Consider the following 21039-nt stretch of genomic DNA (forward strand, 5'->3'; position numbering starts at 1 on the left):
TGGTCATCGCTTGGTGGCTCATCCGGCCCCATCGTTTAGAGGCCTAGGACGGCGCCCTTTCACGGCGTTAACACGGGTTCGAATCCCGTTGGGGTCACCGAGAAATCGGATCTCAAAATTGAATATAGAATGGTTTCACATCGAGGCCCTGTAGCGCAGTTGGTTAGCGTGCCGCCCTGTCACGGCGGAGGTCGCGGGTTCAAGTCCCGTCAGGGTCGCAAAGGCGACAAGCCCTTTCGAAAGAGAGGGCTTCTCCTTTAAGCGGCATCGAGAATGCCTAGGCTCTGTAGCTCAGTTGGTAGAGCGCACGACTGAAAATCGTGAGGTCACGGGATCGACGCCCGTCGGAGCCACCACAAGCCCCTGGTCCACGCGGATCGGGGGCTTTTTCGCACCCCGGCGTCCGCCGTCCGGTTGTCAACATCATTCACCTGACCAGAACCGGAACTTACCCCCACTCTGGGGTCATTCCCCGACCCCGTGGATCGATAGTGTCGAACCATGCATAGCTGAGCACAGTTCAGCTTGCACAAACCCGATGCAGTACCTGTAAACCCGAAATGCAGGGAACGAACCGCCATGTCAGCACTTTGCGCTGGCTTCTGCCTACCTGAAGCCACCACTCCACCCCTACGACCACGCGCCCCCTACGCGCCGTCCAGCCACCGGAACGCGGTGTCTGAATGAGCGAGAGTCGAGCCAGACCCGCTGCGGCGGCCCAGTCGCCGCGTACCCTTCGTCTCGTCGAGACGCCCCCGACGTCTGGTGTCCACCAGCACGTCGACACCCACCTGTCCGGCCTGGTCTGGGCACGTCGCTACCGCGACCTGCTGCGCACCTCCGACACGGTGATCGTGATCCTCGCCATCGGCACCGCCCTGATCACCGGACTGCTGACCACAGGGGCCCCCGTCGGGAACCTGTTGTCGTACAGCGTCGGCCCGGTCGCGCTCGCGGCGATCTGGCTGGCCTCGTTGGCCGCCTTCCACACGCGGGGCTCGCACACCGTCGGCGTCGGCGCACTCGAATACAAGCGGGTCACGAACGCCACGGCACTCGCCTTCGGCCTCTTCGCGATCGGATGCATCGTCTTCACGGTCGACTTCGCACGCATCTACTTCCTGGTGGCGTTGCCGCTCGGCCTCGGTGGCGTCGTCGCGATGCGCTGGCTGTGCCGAAAGTGGCTGCTGCGTCAGCGTCGCTTCGGTCACTACCTCGCACGGGCCATCATCGTCGGCGATCGCGCCGACGCCGAGTACGTCGCCCAGCAGGTCGAGCAGAAGTCCGGTGCCACGTTCGTCGTGGTCGGAGCAGCACTCGACGGAGACAACATCGCCGACCTCGTGGCCGGCGATCGCCACATCCCCGTCATCTCCGATGTCAACGGTGTCGCTCAGGCTGCTGCCGAGTGGCGCGCTGACACCGTGATCGTCGCCGGCCCCCGTGCAGGCGAGAGCGATTACATCCGCACCCTCGGCTGGAGCCTCGAGGGAACCGCCACCGAGCTCGTGCTCTCCAGCCGGTTGACGGATGTCGCCGGCCCGCGCATCCACTTCCGTCCGGTGGAGGGCCTCCCCCTCATCCACGTCGAGATCCCGACTTTCGAGGGTTGGAAGCACGTGCTGAAGCGCACCTTCGACGTCGTGTTCGCGGCGGCGGCTCTCCTCGTGCTCGCGCCCGTCCTCGTCGCCATCGGGTTGTTCGTGCACTTCGACAGCCATGGCCCCGTGCTCTTCCGCCAGGAGCGGTGCGGTCGCAATGGGCGCACCTTCCAGATGGTCAAGTTCCGTTCCATGGTCGCGACCGCCGAAGACGACCTCGCCGGCCTGCTCGACCAGAACGAGGCCAACGGCGTGCTGTTCAAGCTGCGCAACGATCCGCGGGTCACCCGGGTCGGGCGTCTGCTCCGGAAGTACTCCCTCGACGAACTCCCCCAGATCTGGAACGTGCTGAACGGTGACATGAGCATCGTCGGGCCGCGTCCTCCGCTGCGGTCAGAGGTCGACTCCTACGAGAAGGACGTGCACCGTCGTCTGTTCATCAAGCCCGGCATCACCGGACTGTGGCAGATCAGCGGCCGGTCGGACCTCAGCTGGGAGGAGAGCGTGCGCCTGGACCTCTACTACGTGGAGAACTGGTCGCTCACCGGAGACATCATGATCATCTGGCGCACCTTCAAGACCATCCTCAAGCCTGTCGGGGCCTACTGAGATGCGGATCGCGATGATCGGCACCCGGGGAGCGCCTGCCGCCTACGGCGGATTCGAGACGGCCGTCGAGGAGATCGGCCGCCGCATGGTCGAGAACGGCCACGAGGTCACGGTGTACTGCAGGAGGAGTGACGAGCGCCCGCGCTCGACCTACCTCGGCATGAACCTCGTGCACCTCCCGGCCCTTCATCTCAAGACTGCCGAGACCCTGTCCCACACCGGGTTCTCGGTCGCTCACGCGGTGACCCATCGGCGACCCGACGCGGCCTTCGTCTTCAACGCCGCCAATGCTCCGTTCCTGCCCGCACTCCGTGCGCGCGGCATCCCCGTCGCCGTGCACGTCGACGGACTGGAGTGGAAGCGGGACAAGTGGGGAGCGAACGGTCGTCGCTACTACCGCTGGGCCGAGTCGATGTCCGTGCGGTGGGCTGATGCCCTCATCGCGGATGCCGACGGCATCAGCCGGTACTACCGAGACGAGTTCGCGGTCCCGACCGAGCTGCTCACCTACGGTGCCAAGATCCTCACGGACACTCCCACCGACCGGCTCGCGGAGCTCGACCTCGAGCCCGGCGGATTCCACCTGGTCGTCGCCCGCTTCGAACCCGAGAACCACGTCGACGTCATCGTCGAGGGCTACAGGCAGAGCGCGGCCACCAAGCCGCTCATCGTGGTCGGCAGCGCGCCGTACGCGGCGGCGCACACGCAGAGCATCCGTGAGGCGGCCGGCGCCGATCCCCGCATCCGATTCCTCGGCGGCGTCTACGACCAGGACCTGCTCGACCAGCTGTACGCCCACGCCATGACCTACCTGCACGGACACTCCGTCGGCGGCACGAACCCCTCCCTCCTCCGGGCGATGGGCGCGCGCACGGCCATCATCGCCTGGGATGTCGAGTTCAACCGCGATGTCGCCGGTCCGAGTGCCCAGCTCTTCGGCAGCCCGGCCGATGTCGCGAGGCTGCTCGGGATCGCCGAGACGCGGCCTGAGCTCGTCGACGCTGACGCGGATGCCGTTCAGAAGCGAGCCGAGTCCGTGTACCGCTGGGATACCGTCGCCCTGGGCTACGAGGCCCTCGCGGAGCGGCTCGTGCTCGGCTACTCGACGAGCGGGGAATCCCACCCACGGGCGGCCGACTCCGAACGGGCCCTCGCCGCGAAGCCACGGTTCGTGTCGACGGGCACGGCCCTGAGCGAATCGAGACGACGGTGACCGGGGACGCCGCCACCAGTCCTCCGGCGGAGCGCTACTCGGACATCGTGCAGCGGCTGGCCGGCGCCCAGAAGAAGCGCGCTCGTGGGGCGCCCGCCTACTCCGTCTACGTGAATCGTCCGGCAGGCCGTCGGCTGGCCGCCATCGCCTACCTCGCCGGGCTGACGCCCAACGTCGTCAGCATCATCAGTGCCGGCTTCACCTTCGGTGCGATCGCCGTCATCGCGGCGGCGCCGGCGGTCCCCTGGGTCGGCGTCCTCGTCGCGGCCCTCCTCCTCATCGGCTACGCACTCGACTCCTCCGACGGGCAGCTCGCGCGGCTCCGCGGAGGAGGCACCCCAGCCGGCGAGTGGCTCGACCACGTGCTCGACGCCGCGAAGACCTCGGCACTGCATCTCGCCGTGCTCATCACCTTCTACCTGCACTTCCCGATCACCAACGCGGCCTGGCTGCTCGTGCCGATCGGCTTCACCGTGGTGGCGACGGTGTCGTTCTTCGCGATGATCCTCAACGACCAGCTGAAAGGGCGGCATGCGACGGCCGTTGAGGCTCCGCCGCGCGCCAGCAGCCCCATCCGCTCGCTCCTCGGCATCCCGACCGACTACGGCGTTCTCTGCCTGTCGTTCCTGACCCTCGGGTTCCCTCTGGTGTTCCTCGGCGTGTACACGATCCTCTTCGTCGCCAACGCGGCGTACCTGCTGCTCGCCCTCGTGAAGTGGTTCAGAGACATGGGCGCCCTCGTGCCCGGCGGGAAGTCGTGACGCCGCAGCCGGACCGGGCCGCCAGCACCGCGATCATCATTGTGAACTACGGGTCGTCGGCGCTCCTCTCCAGCAATCTGGCATCCGGAGACGGGTCGACCGCCGCCGACGAGATCGTGATCGTCGACAACTTCACCAGCACGGCCGAGGCCGAGACTGTCGCGCGACTGTCAGCCGACAACGGATGGCGGGTCGTCTCGAACGATCGGAACGTGGGATTCGGCACCGCCGTGAACATCGGCGTCGAGCATGCGCGCTCCCTCGGGTGCACGGCGTTCATCATCCTGAACCCCGATGCGATCATCACGGCAGCGGTCGCGGCAGAGCTGTTCGCCATCGTTCTGGAGCACCACGACGTCCTGGTCGCTCCGAGGATCGTGCGGACGGACGGACGCCCGTGGTTCGAGGGAGCGACACTCGACACCACGACGGGATACACCTCGACGGCGCCGGGATCCGACAGTGCCTCGGCCGACGGCTGGATCACCGGGGCGTGCGTGGCCATCCACGAGGACCTGTGGTCGAGATCCGGCGGATTCGACGACGATTACTTCCTGTACTGGGAGGACGTGGACCTGTCCTGGCGTTGCCGGACGGCCGGAGGATCGCTCAGCGTGCGCGCCGACCTCGAGGTCGTGCACGACGTGGGGGGAACTCAGGCCGGGCAGGGGAAGACCCCGACCTACGTGTACTACAACTGCCGGAACCGTCTGCTGTTCGCGGCCAAGAACCTTCCCGCCGGGACCCGCCGGGCTTGGCGTGCCCGAGACGTGGGCTACGCCTACCGCATCATCACGCGCGGCGCGGGACGACGCGTGCTGCTCCGGAAGCCGCAGCTCATTCTCGCCGCCGTCCGGGGCACGTGGGCCGGGGCCCGCTGGCGGGAGTCGGTGTAGCCATGGCGGATCCGACCACCTCACCCCGGCTCCGAGTCCTCGTCGCGCATCCTGGAGCCGAGCTCTTCGGCTCCGACCGGATGCTCGTCGAGAGCGTCGCGGGTCTCCGGGCCGCCGGGCACGCCGTTCTGGTGACAGTGCCGACGGACGGCCCCATGCTCGAGGCCGTCCGTGCTCTGGGAGCCAGCGTCGTGATCGCCCCGACCCTCGTGCTCCGCAAGAGCCTCATCACCCCGTCGGGCTGGCTGCAGCTCATCTCGGGCGCGGCCCGCGGGCTGGCCGCCGGCATCGGTCTGGCACTGCGAGCACGACCCGACGTGATCTACGTCAACACCGTGACGATTCCCCTGTGGATTGCGGTCGGGCGGATGACGGGCAGGCCTGTGCTCTGCCATGTGCACGAGGCCGAACGCTCGGCCCGCCCCGTTCTGCGCCGGGCGCTCTCGGCGCCGGTGCTGTTCGCGCGAACAGTGGTGGCGAACAGCGGCTTCAGCGCTGACGTTCTCGGGGACTCCTTCTCCGCGCTGGGTGACCGGGTGGGAATCGTGCCGAACGGCGTCGCCGGCCCGGCTGAGACGACGACGGCACGTGACGGCATCGACGGCCCCCTGCGTGTTCTCTACGTCGGCAGACTGTCGGATCGCAAGGGCGTCGACGTGGCGATCGCGGCGATGGCCGAGCTCCGCAGGGGCGGGACGCCCGCCGAGCTCGACGTGGTCGGATCGGTGTTCGCCGGAAACGAGGAGTACGAGGCCGCCCTGGTCGAGCAGATCCGCGATGAAGGGCTCGGTGACGCCGTCAGGATGCTCGGGTTCCAGCCCGACGTCTGGGACGCCTACCGCCGGTGCGACGTGGCCGTCGTGCCCTCTCGAGTCGACGAGCCGTTCGGGAACACCGCCGTCGAATCCCTGCTGGCCGGCCGGCCCGTCGTGGTGAGCGACACCTCCGGACTGCGCGAGGCGTCATCGGGCTTCGAGAGCGCCCAGCGGGTTCGCCCCGGCGACGCGGCCGCGCTCGCGGCGGCCCTGCGCAGCGTGTACGAGGACTGGCCGACGTTCCGCGATGCCGCGCTCGTCGACCGCGAGGTCGCCCACTCCCGCCACAGCACCGAGCTCTACAGGACGCGCATGTCGGCAGCGGTCGAGGCCACCGCCGCGGGCCGCGCCTGGGGCGTCGAGGACTCCGATGACGGCACCTGAGGTTTCATCGGCCGACCGGGTAGTGTTGCGGCAAAGAGAAGGAGGGGGAGGGATGGATCCGCGGATGTACCTCTCGGCGCTGCGCCGCCGTTGGCCGTTGATCATCGTCCTGGGTCTCCTCGGTGCCGCGGCTGCGTTCTTCTACGATTCGACCCTGCCGACGCTCTACAAGTCGACCGCGAGCGTCTTCGTGTCGACCCAGCGTGGCGACACGACGAGCGAGCTCGTCCAGGGGTCGAACTTCGCGCAGGCCAACGTGCAGTCCTACGCTCAACTGGCGACGTCGCCGGTGGTCCTCCAGCCGGTGATCGACGAACTCGGCCTCACCACGACCGTCAACGGCTTGGCCTCCGTCATCTCGTCGGACACGCCGCTCAACACCGTGATCATCCAGATCACGGTCCAGAACAGCGATCCGGCACGCGCGGCGATGATCGCCGATGCCGTGACCGACTCCCTCTCCACGGTCGTCGAGGAGATCTCCCCGACGAGCGCCGACAAGACCCCCGCGGTCAAGATGACCCAGATCGCTCCGGCTCAGGTGCCCGCGGCGCCATTCGCCCCCAACACCCGACTCATCGTCGCGACGGGTCTCGCGGTGGGACTGGCACTCGGCCTGGTCCTCGCCCTCATCTGGGAGCTTCTGGACACCAGGGTCCGCAGTGAGAAGGAGCTGACCGCCATCACGGGCCTGCCCGTGCTCGGAGCCGTCGCCACCGGCCCGTCGAAGAAACCCGGCTGGATCGCCATGCGCAGCGATTCGCACAGTATGCAGGCGGAGTCGTATCGAAGGATTCGGGCGAACCTCGAGTTCGCCGACATCGAGCGAGCTGTGCGCAGCGTCATCGTGACCTCAGCGACCGCCGGTGAGGGCAAGTCCACGACATCACTGAATCTCGCTCTCGCCATGGCTGAACGGGTCGGGCGGGTACTCCTCATCGATGGCGACCTGCGCCGCCCCACGATCGCAGAGCGCTGCGGACTCGAAGGATCCGTCGGCCTCACGACCGTCCTGCTCGGCAAGCTCTCCGTGGCGGACGCCGTTCAGCGATACGCGCGCACCGTCGACGTGCTGGCGTCGGGAGTGATCCCCCACAACCCCGGGCAGCTGCTCGGTTCGTCGGCGATGGCCGCACTGCTCGCCGAGGTGTCATCGACCTACGACTTCGTGGTCATCGACACCCCACCGCTGCTCGCCGCCACCGACACCCTCGGCCTCGCTCACGCGACCGACGGTGCGATCATCGTCGTGAAGTACAAGTCGACGCGTCGTCAGCAACTGGCCGAGGCGGTCGGATCCATGCGCACGGTGAACGCCCGGTTGCTCGGCGTGGTGTTCGACCGCATCCCCACGCCCAAGGCGATCGAGTACTACTCCTACCACGCCAAGCGCTCCGACGGCTCGCCCGACCTGCCCGCGTCGACCCCCGACGATGCAGAGGAGACGACGGCCCCGACCAAACCGTCGGCGGCGCCGCAGGAATCGCCGGCTGCGGCCGATGTCGAGTCGGATCAGGGCCCAGAAGCCACCGATGAGTCGCACGCTGCGGCTCCGACCGTCACCCGCACCAAGAAGACACGTCGGGCTCGATCGGACGTGATCCACACGAGTGACGCCGGAGCGACCGTCGTCGTGGAGAGCTGACGCCGGTGCGCACACAGGGTCCGGAACACGCGGGCCTCACCATCCGGTTGGTGGCAGGCTTCGCAGTCCTGGCCGTCGGCTCACGGATCTTCGTCGGCGGCAGCCTCACCGTCGGCTTCGTCGTCGCGCTCGTGCTGCTCCCGCTCTGGGTGACGGTGCTGCGGCGGTACTGGGGTGCCACCGTGTTCGCCGCCCTCGGGCTCCTCGCCGCGGTCTCCGGGATCTGGCTGCGCGAAGTGACCGCCGTGAACCACGAGTCGAGCGAGTCGGGCATGATCGCAGGCGTCATGATGTTGATCGGCATCGTCACAGCCGTCGGTGTCGTGCTGTGGGCACGCACGATCATCCCCGACTGGATGGTCGGAGCGCTGTTCGGTCTCGCGATGCTGGCCAGTGCAACTCTCGGCGCCGAGACCGGCAACGAGAATCCGTGGAAGTTCGGCGTCGGATTCCCCGTCATGATCATCGTGCTCTCGCTCGTGAGCCGCCCCGGACTGCGCACTCTGGAAGCCGTCGCCCTGCTCGTCTTCGCCGTCGTGGCGCTCGGCACCGACTCCCGCTACCGCTTCGCGACCCTCATGATCACGGCGGTCCTCGTGTTCTGGCAGATGCTCCCGCAATTCCGCACCCGACGAGCGAGCTCCCTGGCGATGGTCGCGATGGTCGCCGTCATCGCGGCCATCACCTACAACCTGGCCACAGCTCTGATCGTCGATGGCTATCTCGGGGAGCAGGCTCAATCGCGCACGATCGCCCAGTTGGAGGCATCCGGCTCGCTCCTGCTCGGCGGTCGTCCGGAGGCCGCGGCGAGCATCGCGCTGTTCCAGTCCAACCCGTGGGGGTTCGGCGCCGGAGTGCAGCCCAATCTGGCTGACATCCTCGTCGCCAAGACCGGGATGGCATCGATCGGCTACCAACCCAACAACGGCTACGTCGAGACCTACCTCTTCGGCGGCGGCTTCGAGCTCCATTCCGTCGCGGGCGACCTCTGGAGCCAGTACGGCATTCCCGGGTTGGCGTTCGTGGCGTGGATCGTGGTGCTCGTGCTCCACACCCTGGGACAGGGCCTGTCGACGCGCACGGCCACGAGCATCACGATGTTCCTCGGCATCTCGACGCTGTGGAACGTGCTGTTCAGCCCCATCTACGGTTCACTGCCCACGCTGGTGCTCACCGTCGGACTGGGGCTCCTCCCGGTTGCCGCCGCGAAGCCGCGCGGGGTGGATGCGCCCGCCGTGGTCTTACGCCGCGACGCCCTGAGCCCGCTTCCGTAGCCTGAGCGCCGGCCGTTCGACGAAGACCCAGCTCGCCACGGCGAACGGGATCGTCAGGACGATGGACAGCAGGATGAACGCGGGGATGCCCCAGACTGCTGCGCCGAGAAGGACCAGGGTCTGCTGGATCGGGAAGGCGTAGACGTAGATCCCGTAGGAGACGTCGTTTCTCAGCCAGAAGATGCGCTGGCGCAGCAGGGCGCCGGTGGTGATGACGGCGTACGCGAGCGGCAGTGCTGCGACGACCCTGTAGTCCGGGAGCCAAGCGGAGGCGACGACCACGACCATCGCGAGGGCGACGAGGATCCACGACGCGCGGATGCGGTCGCGGAACCGGAAGATGAGACCGCCCGCTATGAACATGATCCCGAACCGCGCCGCGGCGTAGACGTAGAAGTTGTCGATCGGGCCGTACGACGTCGAGAGCACGCCGATCACGCAGAGCGCGAAGACCACGGGCAGCACCCACGTGCGCTTGAGCAGACCGGTGACCCCGAGGAGAAGCACACCCAGATAGCAGAGGAACTCCCACCAGAGAGTCCAGATCGACCCGTTCCAGACGCCTTCGTCCGGTACCCCGAGAGGCGTTCCGGCGATGTCGTACTGGAAGATGCGCAGGCTGGAGTTCTTGAGCACGTAGCCGACACCGTCCGCCCAGAATCCCGGCGGGAACACGGAGTTGGAGAGCCAGATCGCCAGCGGAGCGATGGCGAAGGCCGTGACGATGAGGCAGGTGTAGAAGGCCGGAAGGATGCGGAGCAGCCTGGCACTGAGGAACGCCCACCAGTTCGGTCGGCGCATCCAGCTGGAGACGATGAGGAAGCCGGATGCTGCGAAGAAACCGTCGACCCAGATGAACGCCAGGAGTTGCCGGAGAGGTCCGTCGGGGATGTCCTGCCCGGTCAATGGGAACGCGTGCCAGATGATCACGCCGCTCGCGAGCAGCAGTCGCACGGCGTTCAGGCCATTGGCCCGCGGATCGAACCGGGCGGCGATCGTCATCGTCGATCGCTCGGCGACCCGGACTGTCATGACACCGCCCCCGACTGGTCGACGCGCACGAACGGGCGCAGGGGGTCGTTGACGATCCCCTGGCGGAGATAGTCGGGCTCCGCGTGCGGGTTCACCGGGGTGTCGAGGATCAGGCGATCGCCGGCGAGGTGTTCGGCGAGGTGGATGAAGCTCGAGAAATGCGGTCCGATCAGGTAGCCGGATGCCGCCAGGAGATAGAGGTCCACGATCGACGCCCGCACGGCCTCGGCCGAGTTGTACGCACCCTTGTCCGTCTGGGCGACGCATCCCGGCACCGTCGCGATGATGCGCTCCTGCACCTCGGGAACGTCGCAGGAGAGGAAGAAGCGGACATCGGGGTCGGCATCCCGGATCTGCTGCATCCGCTCGATGAACCACTCGACGGGCGAGGTCTCGCGGGTCACGGAGTGGGAGACGGCGTGGGCACGCACCATGACGCCGACGTAGGGAGCACCGCGGAGGTGGGCATCGAAGAAGGTCGTCACAGACCGCGCGATCTCGTCCGCGGGCTGGAGGGCACGGAACTCCTCCTGCCAGCTCCGGGCACCCGCAGGGAGCTGGATCGGGCTCCCGGTCCTGATCTGCCAGACGTGCTCGCGCCGTTTGTCGTCATCGAGCCAGGTCAGGGTCTCGTCGACGTAGGGATAGACCTTGGCGAGAACCCGCGAGGTCGCCCGCGAGATCGTGCGACCGGAGAAGTCCCACAGCTCGGGGAACTTCGGACCGAACAGCGGCCCGGTGGGCCAGACGTAGCTGAAGTCCCGGTTCTCGTGATCGGCGAGGCTCTTGCAGCCGAGCACGACGCGCACCCGGTTTCCGAGACCGGAGTCGTAGCCGTTGTACGCGACGATCGACGGGCGCAACAGGGGGAGGGTCATCTCCTCACCTCCTGCGGAACGCGCAGTACCGAACGGGTGCGGAGGGGACCGCCCGCACGTGTCGCGAGTCTACCCACGCCGCCGCGCGAGACGACGCGATAGGTTGGGGATCGCTCAGCTTCCGTCACGCGTTCAGCCGACTCGAAGGACGACAGACCATCGCCAGCCCGTCCCGTCCCCCGCATCCGCCGCTCCGGATCCTGCAGTCGTTCGGTGAGCCGGGACCGACGACGAATCCCTACCTGACGCAGGTGCTGCGCCGCGTCCCGGGAGTCGCCCAGAGGGCCTTCACCTGGCGCACCGCGCTGTTCGGGCGCTACGACGTGTTCCACCTGCACCTGCCCGACGTGCTCTTCCTCCGCCGCAGTCGAGTGCGATCGGCCGGTGGCGCTCTGCTCTTCCTGGCCCTGCTGCTGCGCCTGCGCCTGACAGGGACCGCCCTGGTGCGCACGGCCCACAACCTCGCCCCGCACGAGCGCCGCGGCGTCGTCGCGAACACCCTCGACCGATTGAGTGCTCGAGGTACCGCGCTGTGGATCAGGCTGAACGATCGCACGACGGTGCCCGACGGTGCCGCCGTGGCCACCATCCTGCACGGCGACTACATCGAGTGGTTCTCCGGACGACCGCATCCGCCGAGGCAGCGAGGACGTCTGCTGTTCTTCGGGCTGATCCGCCCCTACAAGGGAGTCGACGACCTCGTCACGGCATTCCAGGGCCTCGACGACCCTGACACCGCCCTGCGCATCGTCGGGAGAGCCACCCCCGAGCTCCAGGCCGAGATCGAGGCGGCCGCCGTCGGAGACCGCCGCATAGACGCGGCGTTCGAGTACGTGGACGACGAGCGGCTCGCCGAGGAGGTGGGCGAGGCGGAGCTGGTCGTGCTCCCCTACCGCGAGATGCACAACTCGGGAGTCGCCATCCTCGCGCTCTCGCTGGGGCGCCCCATCCTGGTCCCGGAGAACGAGACGAACGCCGATCTGGCGACCGAGGTCGGTGAGACGTGGGTGCAACGATTCTCCGGAACAGTGGATGCCGCGGACCTTGCCCGAGCGCTGGCGGCCGTGCGCGACCTCGGAACGGAGCGGCCCGACCTGTCGAGGCGCAGCTGGAGCACCGTCGGATCGCAGCACGCGCAGGCGTACGAGCGCGCGGTGCGCATCCGGCGCGGATAGAGAGGTCTCGGGGCTCAAGCGCGCTTGTATTCCGCGTAGACGTGGCCCCAGGCTCCCGCCATCATCCCGAGCCCGCGATTGAGCGTGCGCTGACCCCGCGCGTCGCGTGAGACCGACCGCGCCAGCCTGCCCCACGTCGACCGCGCTGCGCCCTGCACGACTCGTGCCGCGCCGCCGGCCGTCAGCGAGAGCCGAGCGATGAGACGGCTCGGCGTCGAGCCGCTGAGCAGCACCGTGGTTCGACTCCATGTATTGCCCATCCGGTAGTAGCGCTGCAGCACCCAGCGGCGTGTGAGTCGCGACGACGGGACGATGTCGAGGACGACGGCCTCATCGCACCAGACGATCCGCTCACCGGCTGCGGTGAGGCTGCGCGTGAAGAGGGTGTCCGATCCGCCGCTGAGACCGAACTCCTCATCGAAGCGCAGGCCCAGGCGGCGCACGATGCCGAGGTCGAGCAGGAGGTTGTTTGTCGCGGCGACCTGGACCTGGGTGCCCGTCGCGAAGCGCTCCCGGGCGAAGAAGCCGCCGCCCACGATCCAGGGGTCCGGCTCCTCCTCGTACTGGGAGATGACCGGACCGGCGATGCCGGCCGGGCGTTCCGCGCGATAGGTGGAGAGCAGGGCTGTGAGCCACTCGCCGACGGGGCGTTCGTCGTCGTCGATGAAGATGAGCAGGTCGGACCGCTCGGACTCGTCGATCGCGCGATTGCGGGCGGCCGCGATCCCGGGCGACGGTTCGTGGACGTACTGCACGGATCGTGGCGGGAACGACCGTGCCGTCTTCTCGGCCGAGGCCTCCGGCGCATTGTCGATGACCAGTACTCGAACGTCGTCCGCCGAGGCTTCGGCCTGTTCGACGAGCACCGGGAGGATCGCCACGAGATCGGCGGGGCGACGATAGGTGAGCACGCCGATGGTCACCACGAGTGTCGTGGGCTCATCGTCAGCCGTGCGCATCGTCGCCCTCTCCAGCGATCTCGGGCGACCTCCCCTACTGGGAGGCCGTGGCGAACAGGTTGTCGAACCGACCGGTCACCGGCGCGTTGGTCGCGGACGAGGGGAGGAAGACCTGGATCGCCACCCCACCGGCAACCTGCATCGCCGCCGTCGAGTCGGTCCCCGAGACCTGCCACGTCGTCGGTTCCAGCTCTCCGACGCGCCAGACCTTGGCCCGAGTCGTCGTCGGCGAGGTCCCGGTCACCTGGACGCGCACCTGCAACTGCTCCCCGGGCGTGTAGCTGAGGCCGGGCAGGACGATCGCCGAGCCTCCTGACGCCTGCAGCGTGACCGCTCCCGTGGGGAAGAACCTCAGCTTGGCACCGTAGGTGCCGGTGCCGACGGTCCGGCCGTAGACCGAGGCGTAGGTGCCCGTGCCTGTCGGTACCTTGTCGATGGAGACCTGGGCGCGAACCTCGGAATCGGTCGTCGAGACGCCGTTGAGGTATCCGGTGAGGGTTCCGCCGAGCGGAGCCTTCAGGTTCGCGGTGCCCGAGCCGACCGAGAAGTTCGCCGTACCACCGGACACGGTCCAGGCGCCGCCGACATCGGCGGTCCCCAGTCCGTTGCTGGTCGTGCGTCCGAAGGCATCCTTGGCGTACACGGCCGGGCCGGGGGGCGCGACAGTCGTGACACTGCTGCTCGTGGTTCCCGTGCCGGACGCGTTGTCCGTGACCGTCAACGTCACCGTGTAGGTGCCGGCCGCCGCGTAGTCGTGGGTGGCGGTCGAACCTGTCGCCGTACCTCCGTCACCGAAGTTCCAGGCGTACGAGGTGATCGTGCCGTCGGTGTCCGACGAAGCCGTGCCGTTCACCGCGAGGTGGAGACTGTCGACCTGCGTCGTGAAGGAGGCCGTCGGCAGAGCGTTCGGCGGCGGAGCCGACACGGTGACCGCTGTGGTCGTCGTGTTGGTCGCGCCGTCGTCATCCGTGACTGTCAGCGACACGTTGTACGTGCCTGCTGCCGCATACGGGTGGGTCGCGGTGGGTGTCGTCGCGGTCGCACCATCACCGAAGTTCCAGGCGTACGAGGCGATCGTTCCATCGGAGTCGGTTGACGTCCCGCCGTCGACCGACAGCGAGAGGAAGGTCGCACTCGAGGTGAACGCGGCAGTGGGGGCGACGTTGGCCGGCGGTGCCGGAGCCACGGTCACGCCACTCGTCGTGGTCGTGGTCGCGCCATCGTCGTCGGTCACCGTCAGGCCGATCGTGTACGTGCCTGCCGCCGCGTAGGAGTGCGACGCTGTCGGAGTCGACGCTGTCGCACCATCGCCGAACGTCCAGGCGTAGCCGGTGATCGAGCCATCGGAATCGGTGGATGCCGAGGCGTCGACGCTCACATCGAGGTTCGTCACTGCGGTGGTGAACGATGCGGCCGGCGGAACGTTCGGCGGCGGGGATGCGACCACGACCGACGAGCTGGTGGTCGCAGTGGCACCCTGGTTGTCCGTCACCGTCAGCGTCACCGTGTACGTGCCTCCAGCCGTGTAGGCGTGCGTCGCCGTCGGCCCTGTCGCCGTTCCCCCGTCACCGAAGGACCAGCTGTAGGACGAGATGGTGCCGTCGGAGTCGGCGGATGCCGATCCGTCGACATCCGCAGTGAGCACGCCCGACGTCGACGTGAAGGACGCGGTCGGTGCGGCGTTCGGGGTCACTCCGGTGCCGAGCGCGTAGTGCGCCGCCACGTCCGTGCTGCTCAGCACCGTGCTGTACACCGCGGCCTCATCGATGCGCGCATTGATGAACGGGCTCGACGATCCCCAGGTGTTGTCTCCGCCGATGCGCCAGTAGCCGTCGTAGGCCTGGGCATCGGTCTGCCCGTTGGTGCCGATCAGCGCACCATCGACGTAGAGGGCCATGCCGCTCGTCGTCGACTGGGTCGCCACCATGTGGTGCCAGAGGCCGTCGTTGTAGGCGCCGGGCGTGGTGATCGTGTTCGTGAACCCGGTCCACACTCCGAACACCAGCTTGCCGTCGTCCTGCATGTAGACGTGACGGTCGTAGCTGCCCGAGGTTCCCGTGTTCGAGGATCCGAAGCCGATGAGCTTGCCACCGCTGTTCGTGGTGGTGTTGAACCACAGCTCCTCTGTGTAGTTCTTCGGGTTGCTGAACACCGCGTTGCTTGCCACCAGACCGTTGGACCCGTTGAAGGATGCGGCCTTGTTCGTGGTGCCGGAGATCGCGCCGGTGATGCCCTTCGTGACGCCGCCGGTGTACGAACCGTCGTTGTCGGACGTGCCGGAGTCGTTCGCGGTCCCGGCTCCGACACCCTCGTTGAGGCGCCAGTACAGGTCGGGAGAGTCGTTGAACACCCGCGCTCCGTAGCTGTCGGCCGGTGCCGCGGGGATGCTGCTCGTGCGTCCGGACTTCACCCAGTGCGAGTCGACCTGCTGGAGAGACAGCGGTGCCGGGTAGATGGCGACGTCGTCGATCGTGCCCTGGAAGAAGTTGGCGCCCGACCACGACGAGTCACCGCCGATGCGCCAGAAGCCCGAGTAGGCCTGACCGTAGGTGGTGTCGGAACGCTGCCCGACACGCACGTCGTCGACGTAGAGCTGCATGCCCGACGGACCGAGGTTCGCCACCACGTGGTGCCACTGACCGTCGTTGTAGCCGGTTCCACTCTGCACCACCCGCGATGTGCCCGGGTGCACGCCGAACAACACCCGGCCGGCGTTGTCCATGTAGACGTGTCGGTCGTAGTTGGTCGACGTTCCGGTGCTCGAGTTGCCGAATCCGACGATCTTCCCGCCGGAGGTGCTCGTGGTCTTGAACCAGGTCTCGATCGCGAAGCTGTTCGGGCCCTCGATGGCGCTCTGGGTCGACACGAGACCACTGGAGTCGCCGGAGAACGTCGCTGCGGTGTTCGAGTCGGACCCGATGGCACCGGCGGCGCCGAAGGTCACACCCGAGCTCGCCGTCGCATCCTGCGAACCGGCCCAGTCGTAGGCCGTCGGACCTGACGTCTCGCCGAGTCGCCAGTAGTCCGTCGGGTTGTCATCGAGCACATCGGTCGCGTAGTCGGAGATGGATCCCGACGAGGCCACGACGACGCTGACGTTGTTGCCGTTCACGACGTTGCCGAACGGATCCGTCACTCGGATGCGATAGGTGTACGTCGCCCCTGGTGTCAGGCCCGTATCGACGAACTTCATCGTCGGCAGCGTGTAGAAGTTGGAGTTCACCGTCGTCGTGTAGACCGGGGCGGCGGTCACGCCGTTGCGGATGACGTCGTACTTGAGACTCGCGTTGTCACGATCCCAGTTCGCCGGCCACGCGATGCGGGCTGTGCCGGTCGCGAAGGACACGACATTCGGAACGTAGTTGGCTCCACTGAGTCGCGGGGCGTCCTTGTTCGGGGCCACGGTCTTGGCGGCGAACCGCACGAGGCCCTGCTGCTTGGTGTTGTTCACCCGGGTGAACTCGCCGCCGTACAGGACGTACTTCTGGTCACCGCTCGCGCTGACCGACCAGCCGCCCTGGCCGACGCCGGTGAAGGATCCCGTGTTGATGTCCGGGAACCAGTCGAGAAGCGCGGGGCGCGGCGTGCCGGCCCAGTTGGTGTAACCGTGGGGGTCGTTGGTGATGGTGCCCTGGACGGTCTTCGTGAAGGCCAGTGCACGGTGCATCGTCCACGGTTCGGTCTGCGGGAATGCACCGATGTTGCCGCAGTAGTGTGCGTGGCTCGTCGTGTAGATCACGTCGCCCACCGGGTATACCGAGTAGGTGTCGCCGTGGCAGTCCTCGACCCAGATGATGTCGCCGGTGTCCCAACTGGCGTAGAACGTGCCCTCGAGGGTTCCGGATCCGTAGTGCTGGCCCGTTCCGTACACGCCGCCCTCGTCCGAGGCGAGGCTGCTGATCGCGGCGTTGGCATCAGCGTTGCGGACGCTGTTGTTCACGTTGAACGGCTGGATCGCTGCCGTCGTTCCATCCAGCGACGCGAGGCCGTAGCCGGGGCTGGACGATCCGTTGACGCTCTGGAAGTACCCGCCGATGACCACCTTGGACCCGTCGGACTTCACGACGATCGAGGTCGCCTGACCATTCGCGATCTGCGGAGCCCACCCGGTCTTCGTGGCGCCGGTCGCGGCATCCAGGGCCGCACCGCCGGCCACCGCCACGTTGTTGGCAGTGGTGAACTGTCCGACGACGTAGACGGTGGAGTTGGTGACGGCGACCGCGTTGATCTTGCCGTTGATCACGGGCTTGAAGGTGGAGATCAGAGCGCCGGTCGCCGTGTCGAACGCCGCGATGCGATACCGCGTCGCACCCGCGATCGAGGTGAAGCTGCCCACCGCGTACAGTCGCTTGCCGTCGGGGGAGACAGCGAGGTTGCGCACGCGGGCGTTGGCGTTGGGGGCCCACGTCGCGTCGAGGACACCCGTCGTCAGGTTGTACGAGAGGATGTTGTTCCGCACCACCGTGTTGACGCCGGGGTCCGCGCCCGCGGGCCTCGCCGTGCCGAACTCGCCACCGGCGAACACCTTGTTGCCGGCGACTTCCTGGTCCCAGACGACGCCGTCGATCTGCACTGTGGGCAGCGCGTCCGACGAGACGGTCTCAGGAGTGCCCGTGATCGGTGGCGCCGTATCGGCGACCGCCGGTTGGGCGACCAGGACGAGTCCGGCTGTGACAGCCAGGACTGTAGCGATGGAAAGTACACGTGAGCGGGCGAAGACACGCATCGGGCAGGCCTCATTCGGGTATGGAGGCGACCTTCGGGTGATCGCCAGCCTGAGGCAGAGTTTAGTGACGAATACTCAAACTCAATCCCCCCCAAAAGGGGCCGTTCTTCAGCCGGACACTGAACCTTGGAATGCCGTCACGGGAGTGCCGACCTGATAATCGAACGTGATCAGGACGTCGTCCCTCTGGTCTTCCGGGATCGTGTAGATGAACACGCCCTCGGCCGTCCCCCCAGCAGCCACCTCAGCGGGCAACGGAACACCGCCGGGCTCGGGGAGACTGTCGGATGGGCTCTGGGCCGGGCCGTAGTACACGTTGACCAGCGCACCCGCGAGGGACACCGTCTCGGCCGTCGTGTTCGTCACGGTCACAGTGAAGCGGACGGCCGGTCCGGCAACGTCACCCGCGAGCTCGGCCTCACCCTCCACGGCCTCGAAGCCGCTCACGGAGACGGTCACTCCCGGCGCAGGCTGAGCCGTCGAATCGAGCGGCACCGTGGTCTCGATGGGGATCGGCGGGGTGGGCGTCGTCGTCGGTGTCGCCGACTGGCTGGGAGTGGCCTCGCCGCTGGCCGGCGCTCCCGAGGGTGATCCGGACGGAGATCCGCCCGTGCCACCCGGCGCGCCGAACGCACCGGAGATCAACGCGATGACGACCGCCACGACGGCGAGCACCACGACCCCCGAGATGACGAGCAGGGTGATGCGGCGCCGTGATGATGCGCCGCCGGCCGTGGCGTTCTGGTCGGTCATGGCTGAGCCTCTCTGGGGGAGGGTCACACTATACGAGCTTCCCCTGCGGGCGTGCCAGAGCCGTCGACCCACCCGTTCGCGTCACGCGCGAGCGGGTGGGTCGGCGATCGATCAGCCCTTCCGGACCGCCACCGGCGACATGTCGTCGGCCCAGTAGTTGCGTTGGGTGTCGATCTTGGTCGTCGTCGGCGCGATGATCGCGCAGTTGGCGATCGACGTGTTCCGGCCGAACGTGTTGTCCGTGATCTTCATTCCAGTCACAGGGCCGAGGCTCCCCTGCGCGATGTTGATGGTGCAGCCACCATTGTCGGCGTAGTTCCTGGTCCAGCTCAGGTTCGTCACCCGAGCCCGGTCCTGCGTGACCATGAGCGCCGCATTGTGCGCACCGGTCAGGGTGTTGTGATCGATGGTGATGTTCGATCCACCCTGCACCTGGATGCCGTCGTCATGGGTCGGGGTGCCGTTCCAGGCCGGATCCTTGTCGAGGTGGAGGTTGTCGTGCAGCCAGGAATCCTTGAGCGTCACCTCGCCGTCGGTGAGGTGGATCCCATCGGTGACGTGGTGGATGTTCAGGCGGGTCGCGGTGAAGTGCGAGCCCATGATTCCGCTGACTCGCCTGTCCATGGCCGCGAACAGCTCCGAGTCCTGGATCACCAGGTTCGGGTTGTGCAGCAGGTTGTTGACCAGAGGGCCGGAACCAGCGCGTCCGCGGATGATCGAGTTCTTGATCGTCACGTTCGCCGCCTTGACGACGATCGAGCCGCGGACGTCGAGCGAGTCGATGACAGTACCGGGCGCGGTCACGGTGATGTCACCGTCGTGGACCGTGAGCTTCGTACCGGCGGGCACACCCGTGTTCTTCGCACCGGGCATCCCGCTCGCGGGAGTCGGTGTCGGCGGCTTGGGCGCTGGAGGCGTCGGAGTCGGCGTGGGGGTGGGAGTCGGCTTCGGCGTGGCCGTGGGCGTCGGCTTCGCCGGAGGAGTGGGGACCGGGGTCGGCGTCGCCGTCGGCTTCGGGCCCGGAGCGGCCGAGCCTGTGGGCAGCACCTGGGCGAGTACCTCGAACTTCAGGCGAACACTGGCCGAGGAGTTGCGAACCGACAGGCTCGCGGACTTGGCGACGACCGGCAGCAGGACCGTGTTCGTCGACGCCTGTCCCGGCTCGGCGATCAACGCTGTGGAGCACGCCGTTGCCGTGGAGCACGCGGACACGACGGTCGACCGCCAGGCGCCGCTTCCGACGATGCGCACGAGCGCTGCCGTGGCGTCGGACGAGACTCCGGCGAGGGGGACGGATGCCGACCCTCCCGGTGCGAGCACGATCTCGGAGGATGCGCTCGAAACGTCCGAGAGGACACCACCGGTGCCCGCCGTCGTCCGCACGAATCCGGCGACGGTGCTGCGCAACGTGCCGCTGCCGGCGTTGTTGTAGAACTGCACCTGATTGTTGGCGCTGCCGCCGAGCTTGACGATCGTGGACTTCTGGCGATCACCAGCCGGACGGGGATTCAGCACCGAGGTGCGAGCACAGTCCGCCTTGGCCTGACCGGCCGGGCAGGCTGAGACGTAGGTCGAGGAACTGAATCCCGTCGACGTGAGGTTGAGCGCGACGGCCGTGGCACCGGCGGGGACTCCCGGCACAGTGAGCGTCACGAGTTCGCGAGCGCCGAGCTTCTGCGTCGACGTCGATCCGGCGGCGACCGGCGAGTACGTGCCCGCACCCTGGGTTCCCGAGGGAACCGAGTATCCGACCACGTCGAAGGCGACCGCCACGGGCTTGGTCGCGTGCACGGTGATCTTCGACTGCCCGCCGAGGACCACTCGGACCGGAGCCGATGCTGGAATGCCGGTGGGGGCGATGAACGCCGGAGCCGCACGGCACGCCTGGGCGGCCGTCGAGCCGGCGCAGACGGAGATGGCGGATGCCGCGGTGGCGCGGGCCGCGGTCACCGACAGCCAGACGGCTGTGGCGCCGCTCGGCACGGAAGGCAGAGCGGAGGTGGCTGTGCCGCCCGCGGCGAGCGAGGTCCCGGAGAGGACCCGCTGCGGGGCGACGGCTTGGTACAGCGAACCGGAGGGAGTTGCTGCGTCGGCCGGCGTGGCGGCGAGGGGGGTGAGGATCAGAGCGGAGAGGGCCAGAAAGGCCGTCGCAAGTGTGATGGGGGCGAACAAGGGTCGGCGTCGTGTGGTGCGTAAACGCATCAAGGGGGGCCTCTAACGGTCGTCGGTCAAAATAGCTGTAGGGAGATGACACCCGTTCGGGGGATTGCAGCAACCTTACATACGGCCCTGTCGATTGTCACATCGACCTCGGTGCT

14 protein-coding genes and 3 tRNA genes are annotated in these 21039 nt (G+C 67.7%); 11 read left to right on the forward strand and 6 right to left on the reverse strand.

What is annotated here, in order from left to right:
• The first annotated feature begins 24 nt into the window (after positions 1 to 24).
• From E4M00_RS03315 to E4M00_RS03360, 10 genes are all read left to right on the forward strand, one after another.
• Positions 25 to 97, forward strand: a tRNA-Glu gene (locus E4M00_RS03315).
• Positions 98 to 144: 47 nt separating this feature from the next.
• Positions 145 to 218 (forward strand) — tRNA-Asp (locus E4M00_RS03320).
• Between the two features lie 62 nt (positions 219 to 280).
• Positions 281 to 356: transfer RNA gene (locus E4M00_RS03325), tRNA-Phe, on the forward strand.
• A 327-nt stretch (positions 357 to 683) separates the two neighbouring features.
• Complete coding sequence (locus E4M00_RS03330; RefSeq protein WP_135119052.1) at positions 684 to 2210, forward strand: sugar transferase; 1527 nt, start codon at positions 684 to 686, stop codon at positions 2208 to 2210.
• 13 nt (positions 2211 to 2223) lie between these two features.
• A complete protein-coding gene (locus E4M00_RS03335) occupies positions 2224 to 3423 on the forward strand; it encodes a DUF1972 domain-containing protein (protein WP_420813407.1) in 1200 nt (399 codons plus the stop codon).
• Positions 3420 to 4184, forward strand: coding sequence for a CDP-alcohol phosphatidyltransferase family protein (locus E4M00_RS03340; RefSeq protein ID WP_135119054.1), 765 nt, complete (start codon positions 3420 to 3422; stop codon positions 4182 to 4184). Before E4M00_RS03335 ends, E4M00_RS03340 begins: the two co-directional genes overlap by 4 nt.
• On the forward strand, positions 4181 to 5080 hold the full coding sequence (locus E4M00_RS03345) for a glycosyltransferase family 2 protein (protein ID WP_167756805.1): 900 nt from the start codon (positions 4181 to 4183) through the stop codon (positions 5078 to 5080). The genes E4M00_RS03340 and E4M00_RS03345 overlap by 4 nt, the downstream gene beginning before the upstream one ends.
• Before the next feature lie 2 nt (positions 5081 to 5082).
• Complete coding sequence (locus E4M00_RS03350; RefSeq protein ID WP_135119056.1) at positions 5083 to 6279, forward strand: glycosyltransferase; 1197 nt, start codon at positions 5083 to 5085, stop codon at positions 6277 to 6279.
• Between the two features lie 52 nt (positions 6280 to 6331).
• Positions 6332 to 7924 (forward strand): tyrosine-protein kinase domain-containing protein, encoded by a 1593-nt coding sequence (locus E4M00_RS03355; RefSeq protein ID WP_167756806.1) that lies wholly within the window; start codon positions 6332 to 6334, stop codon positions 7922 to 7924.
• 50 nt (positions 7925 to 7974) lie between these two features.
• The gene (locus tag E4M00_RS03360) at positions 7975 to 9198 is read left to right on the forward strand and encodes an O-antigen ligase family protein (RefSeq protein ID WP_135119058.1); all 1224 of its coding nucleotides are present in this window, start codon (positions 7975 to 7977) and stop codon (positions 9196 to 9198) included.
• Here E4M00_RS03360 and E4M00_RS03365 read toward each other — a convergent pair.
• Positions 9166 to 10230 carry an acyltransferase family protein gene (locus E4M00_RS03365; RefSeq protein WP_204772955.1) on the reverse strand — a complete coding sequence of 355 codons (1065 nt, stop codon included), beginning with the start codon at positions 10228 to 10230 and terminating at the stop codon, positions 9166 to 9168. The genes E4M00_RS03360 and E4M00_RS03365 overlap by 33 nt on opposite strands.
• Positions 10227 to 11108 carry an O-fucosyltransferase family protein gene (locus tag E4M00_RS03370; RefSeq protein WP_135119059.1) on the reverse strand — a complete coding sequence of 294 codons (882 nt, stop codon included), beginning with the start codon at positions 11106 to 11108 and terminating at the stop codon, positions 10227 to 10229. The genes E4M00_RS03365 and E4M00_RS03370 overlap by 4 nt, the downstream gene beginning before the upstream one ends.
• A gap of 251 nt (positions 11109 to 11359) precedes the next feature.
• On the opposite strand from E4M00_RS03370, the gene E4M00_RS03375 reads away from it, so the two are divergent.
• Positions 11360 to 12283 (forward strand): glycosyltransferase, encoded by a 924-nt coding sequence (locus E4M00_RS03375; protein WP_204772956.1) that lies wholly within the window; start codon positions 11360 to 11362, stop codon positions 12281 to 12283.
• 14 nt (positions 12284 to 12297) lie between these two features.
• Here E4M00_RS03375 and E4M00_RS03380 read toward each other — a convergent pair whose 3' ends face one another.
• The 4 genes from E4M00_RS03380 to E4M00_RS17810 all read right to left on the reverse strand — a co-directional run bounded on the left by E4M00_RS03380 (position 12298) and on the right by E4M00_RS17810 (position 20893).
• Complete coding sequence (locus E4M00_RS03380) at positions 12298 to 13242, reverse strand: glycosyltransferase family 2 protein (RefSeq protein ID WP_135119061.1); 945 nt, start codon at positions 13240 to 13242, stop codon at positions 12298 to 12300.
• Positions 13243 to 13276: 34 nt separating this feature from the next.
• A complete protein-coding gene (locus E4M00_RS03385; protein WP_135119062.1) occupies positions 13277 to 17968 on the reverse strand; it encodes a PKD domain-containing protein in 4692 nt (1563 codons plus the stop codon).
• A gap of 108 nt (positions 17969 to 18076) precedes the next feature.
• Positions 18077 to 18721 carry a hypothetical protein gene (locus tag E4M00_RS03390; protein ID WP_135119063.1) on the reverse strand — a complete coding sequence of 215 codons (645 nt, stop codon included), beginning with the start codon at positions 18719 to 18721 and terminating at the stop codon, positions 18077 to 18079.
• A 111-nt stretch (positions 18722 to 18832) separates the two neighbouring features.
• Positions 18833 to 20893 carry a right-handed parallel beta-helix repeat-containing protein gene (locus E4M00_RS17810; protein WP_167756807.1) on the reverse strand — a complete coding sequence of 687 codons (2061 nt, stop codon included), beginning with the start codon at positions 20891 to 20893 and terminating at the stop codon, positions 18833 to 18835.
• Positions 20894 to 21039 lie beyond the last annotated feature (146 nt).

This window comes from Orlajensenia leifsoniae, from assembly GCF_004570845.1.
Taxonomy (GTDB): Bacteria; Actinomycetota; Actinomycetes; order Actinomycetales; family Microbacteriaceae; genus Orlajensenia; species Orlajensenia leifsoniae.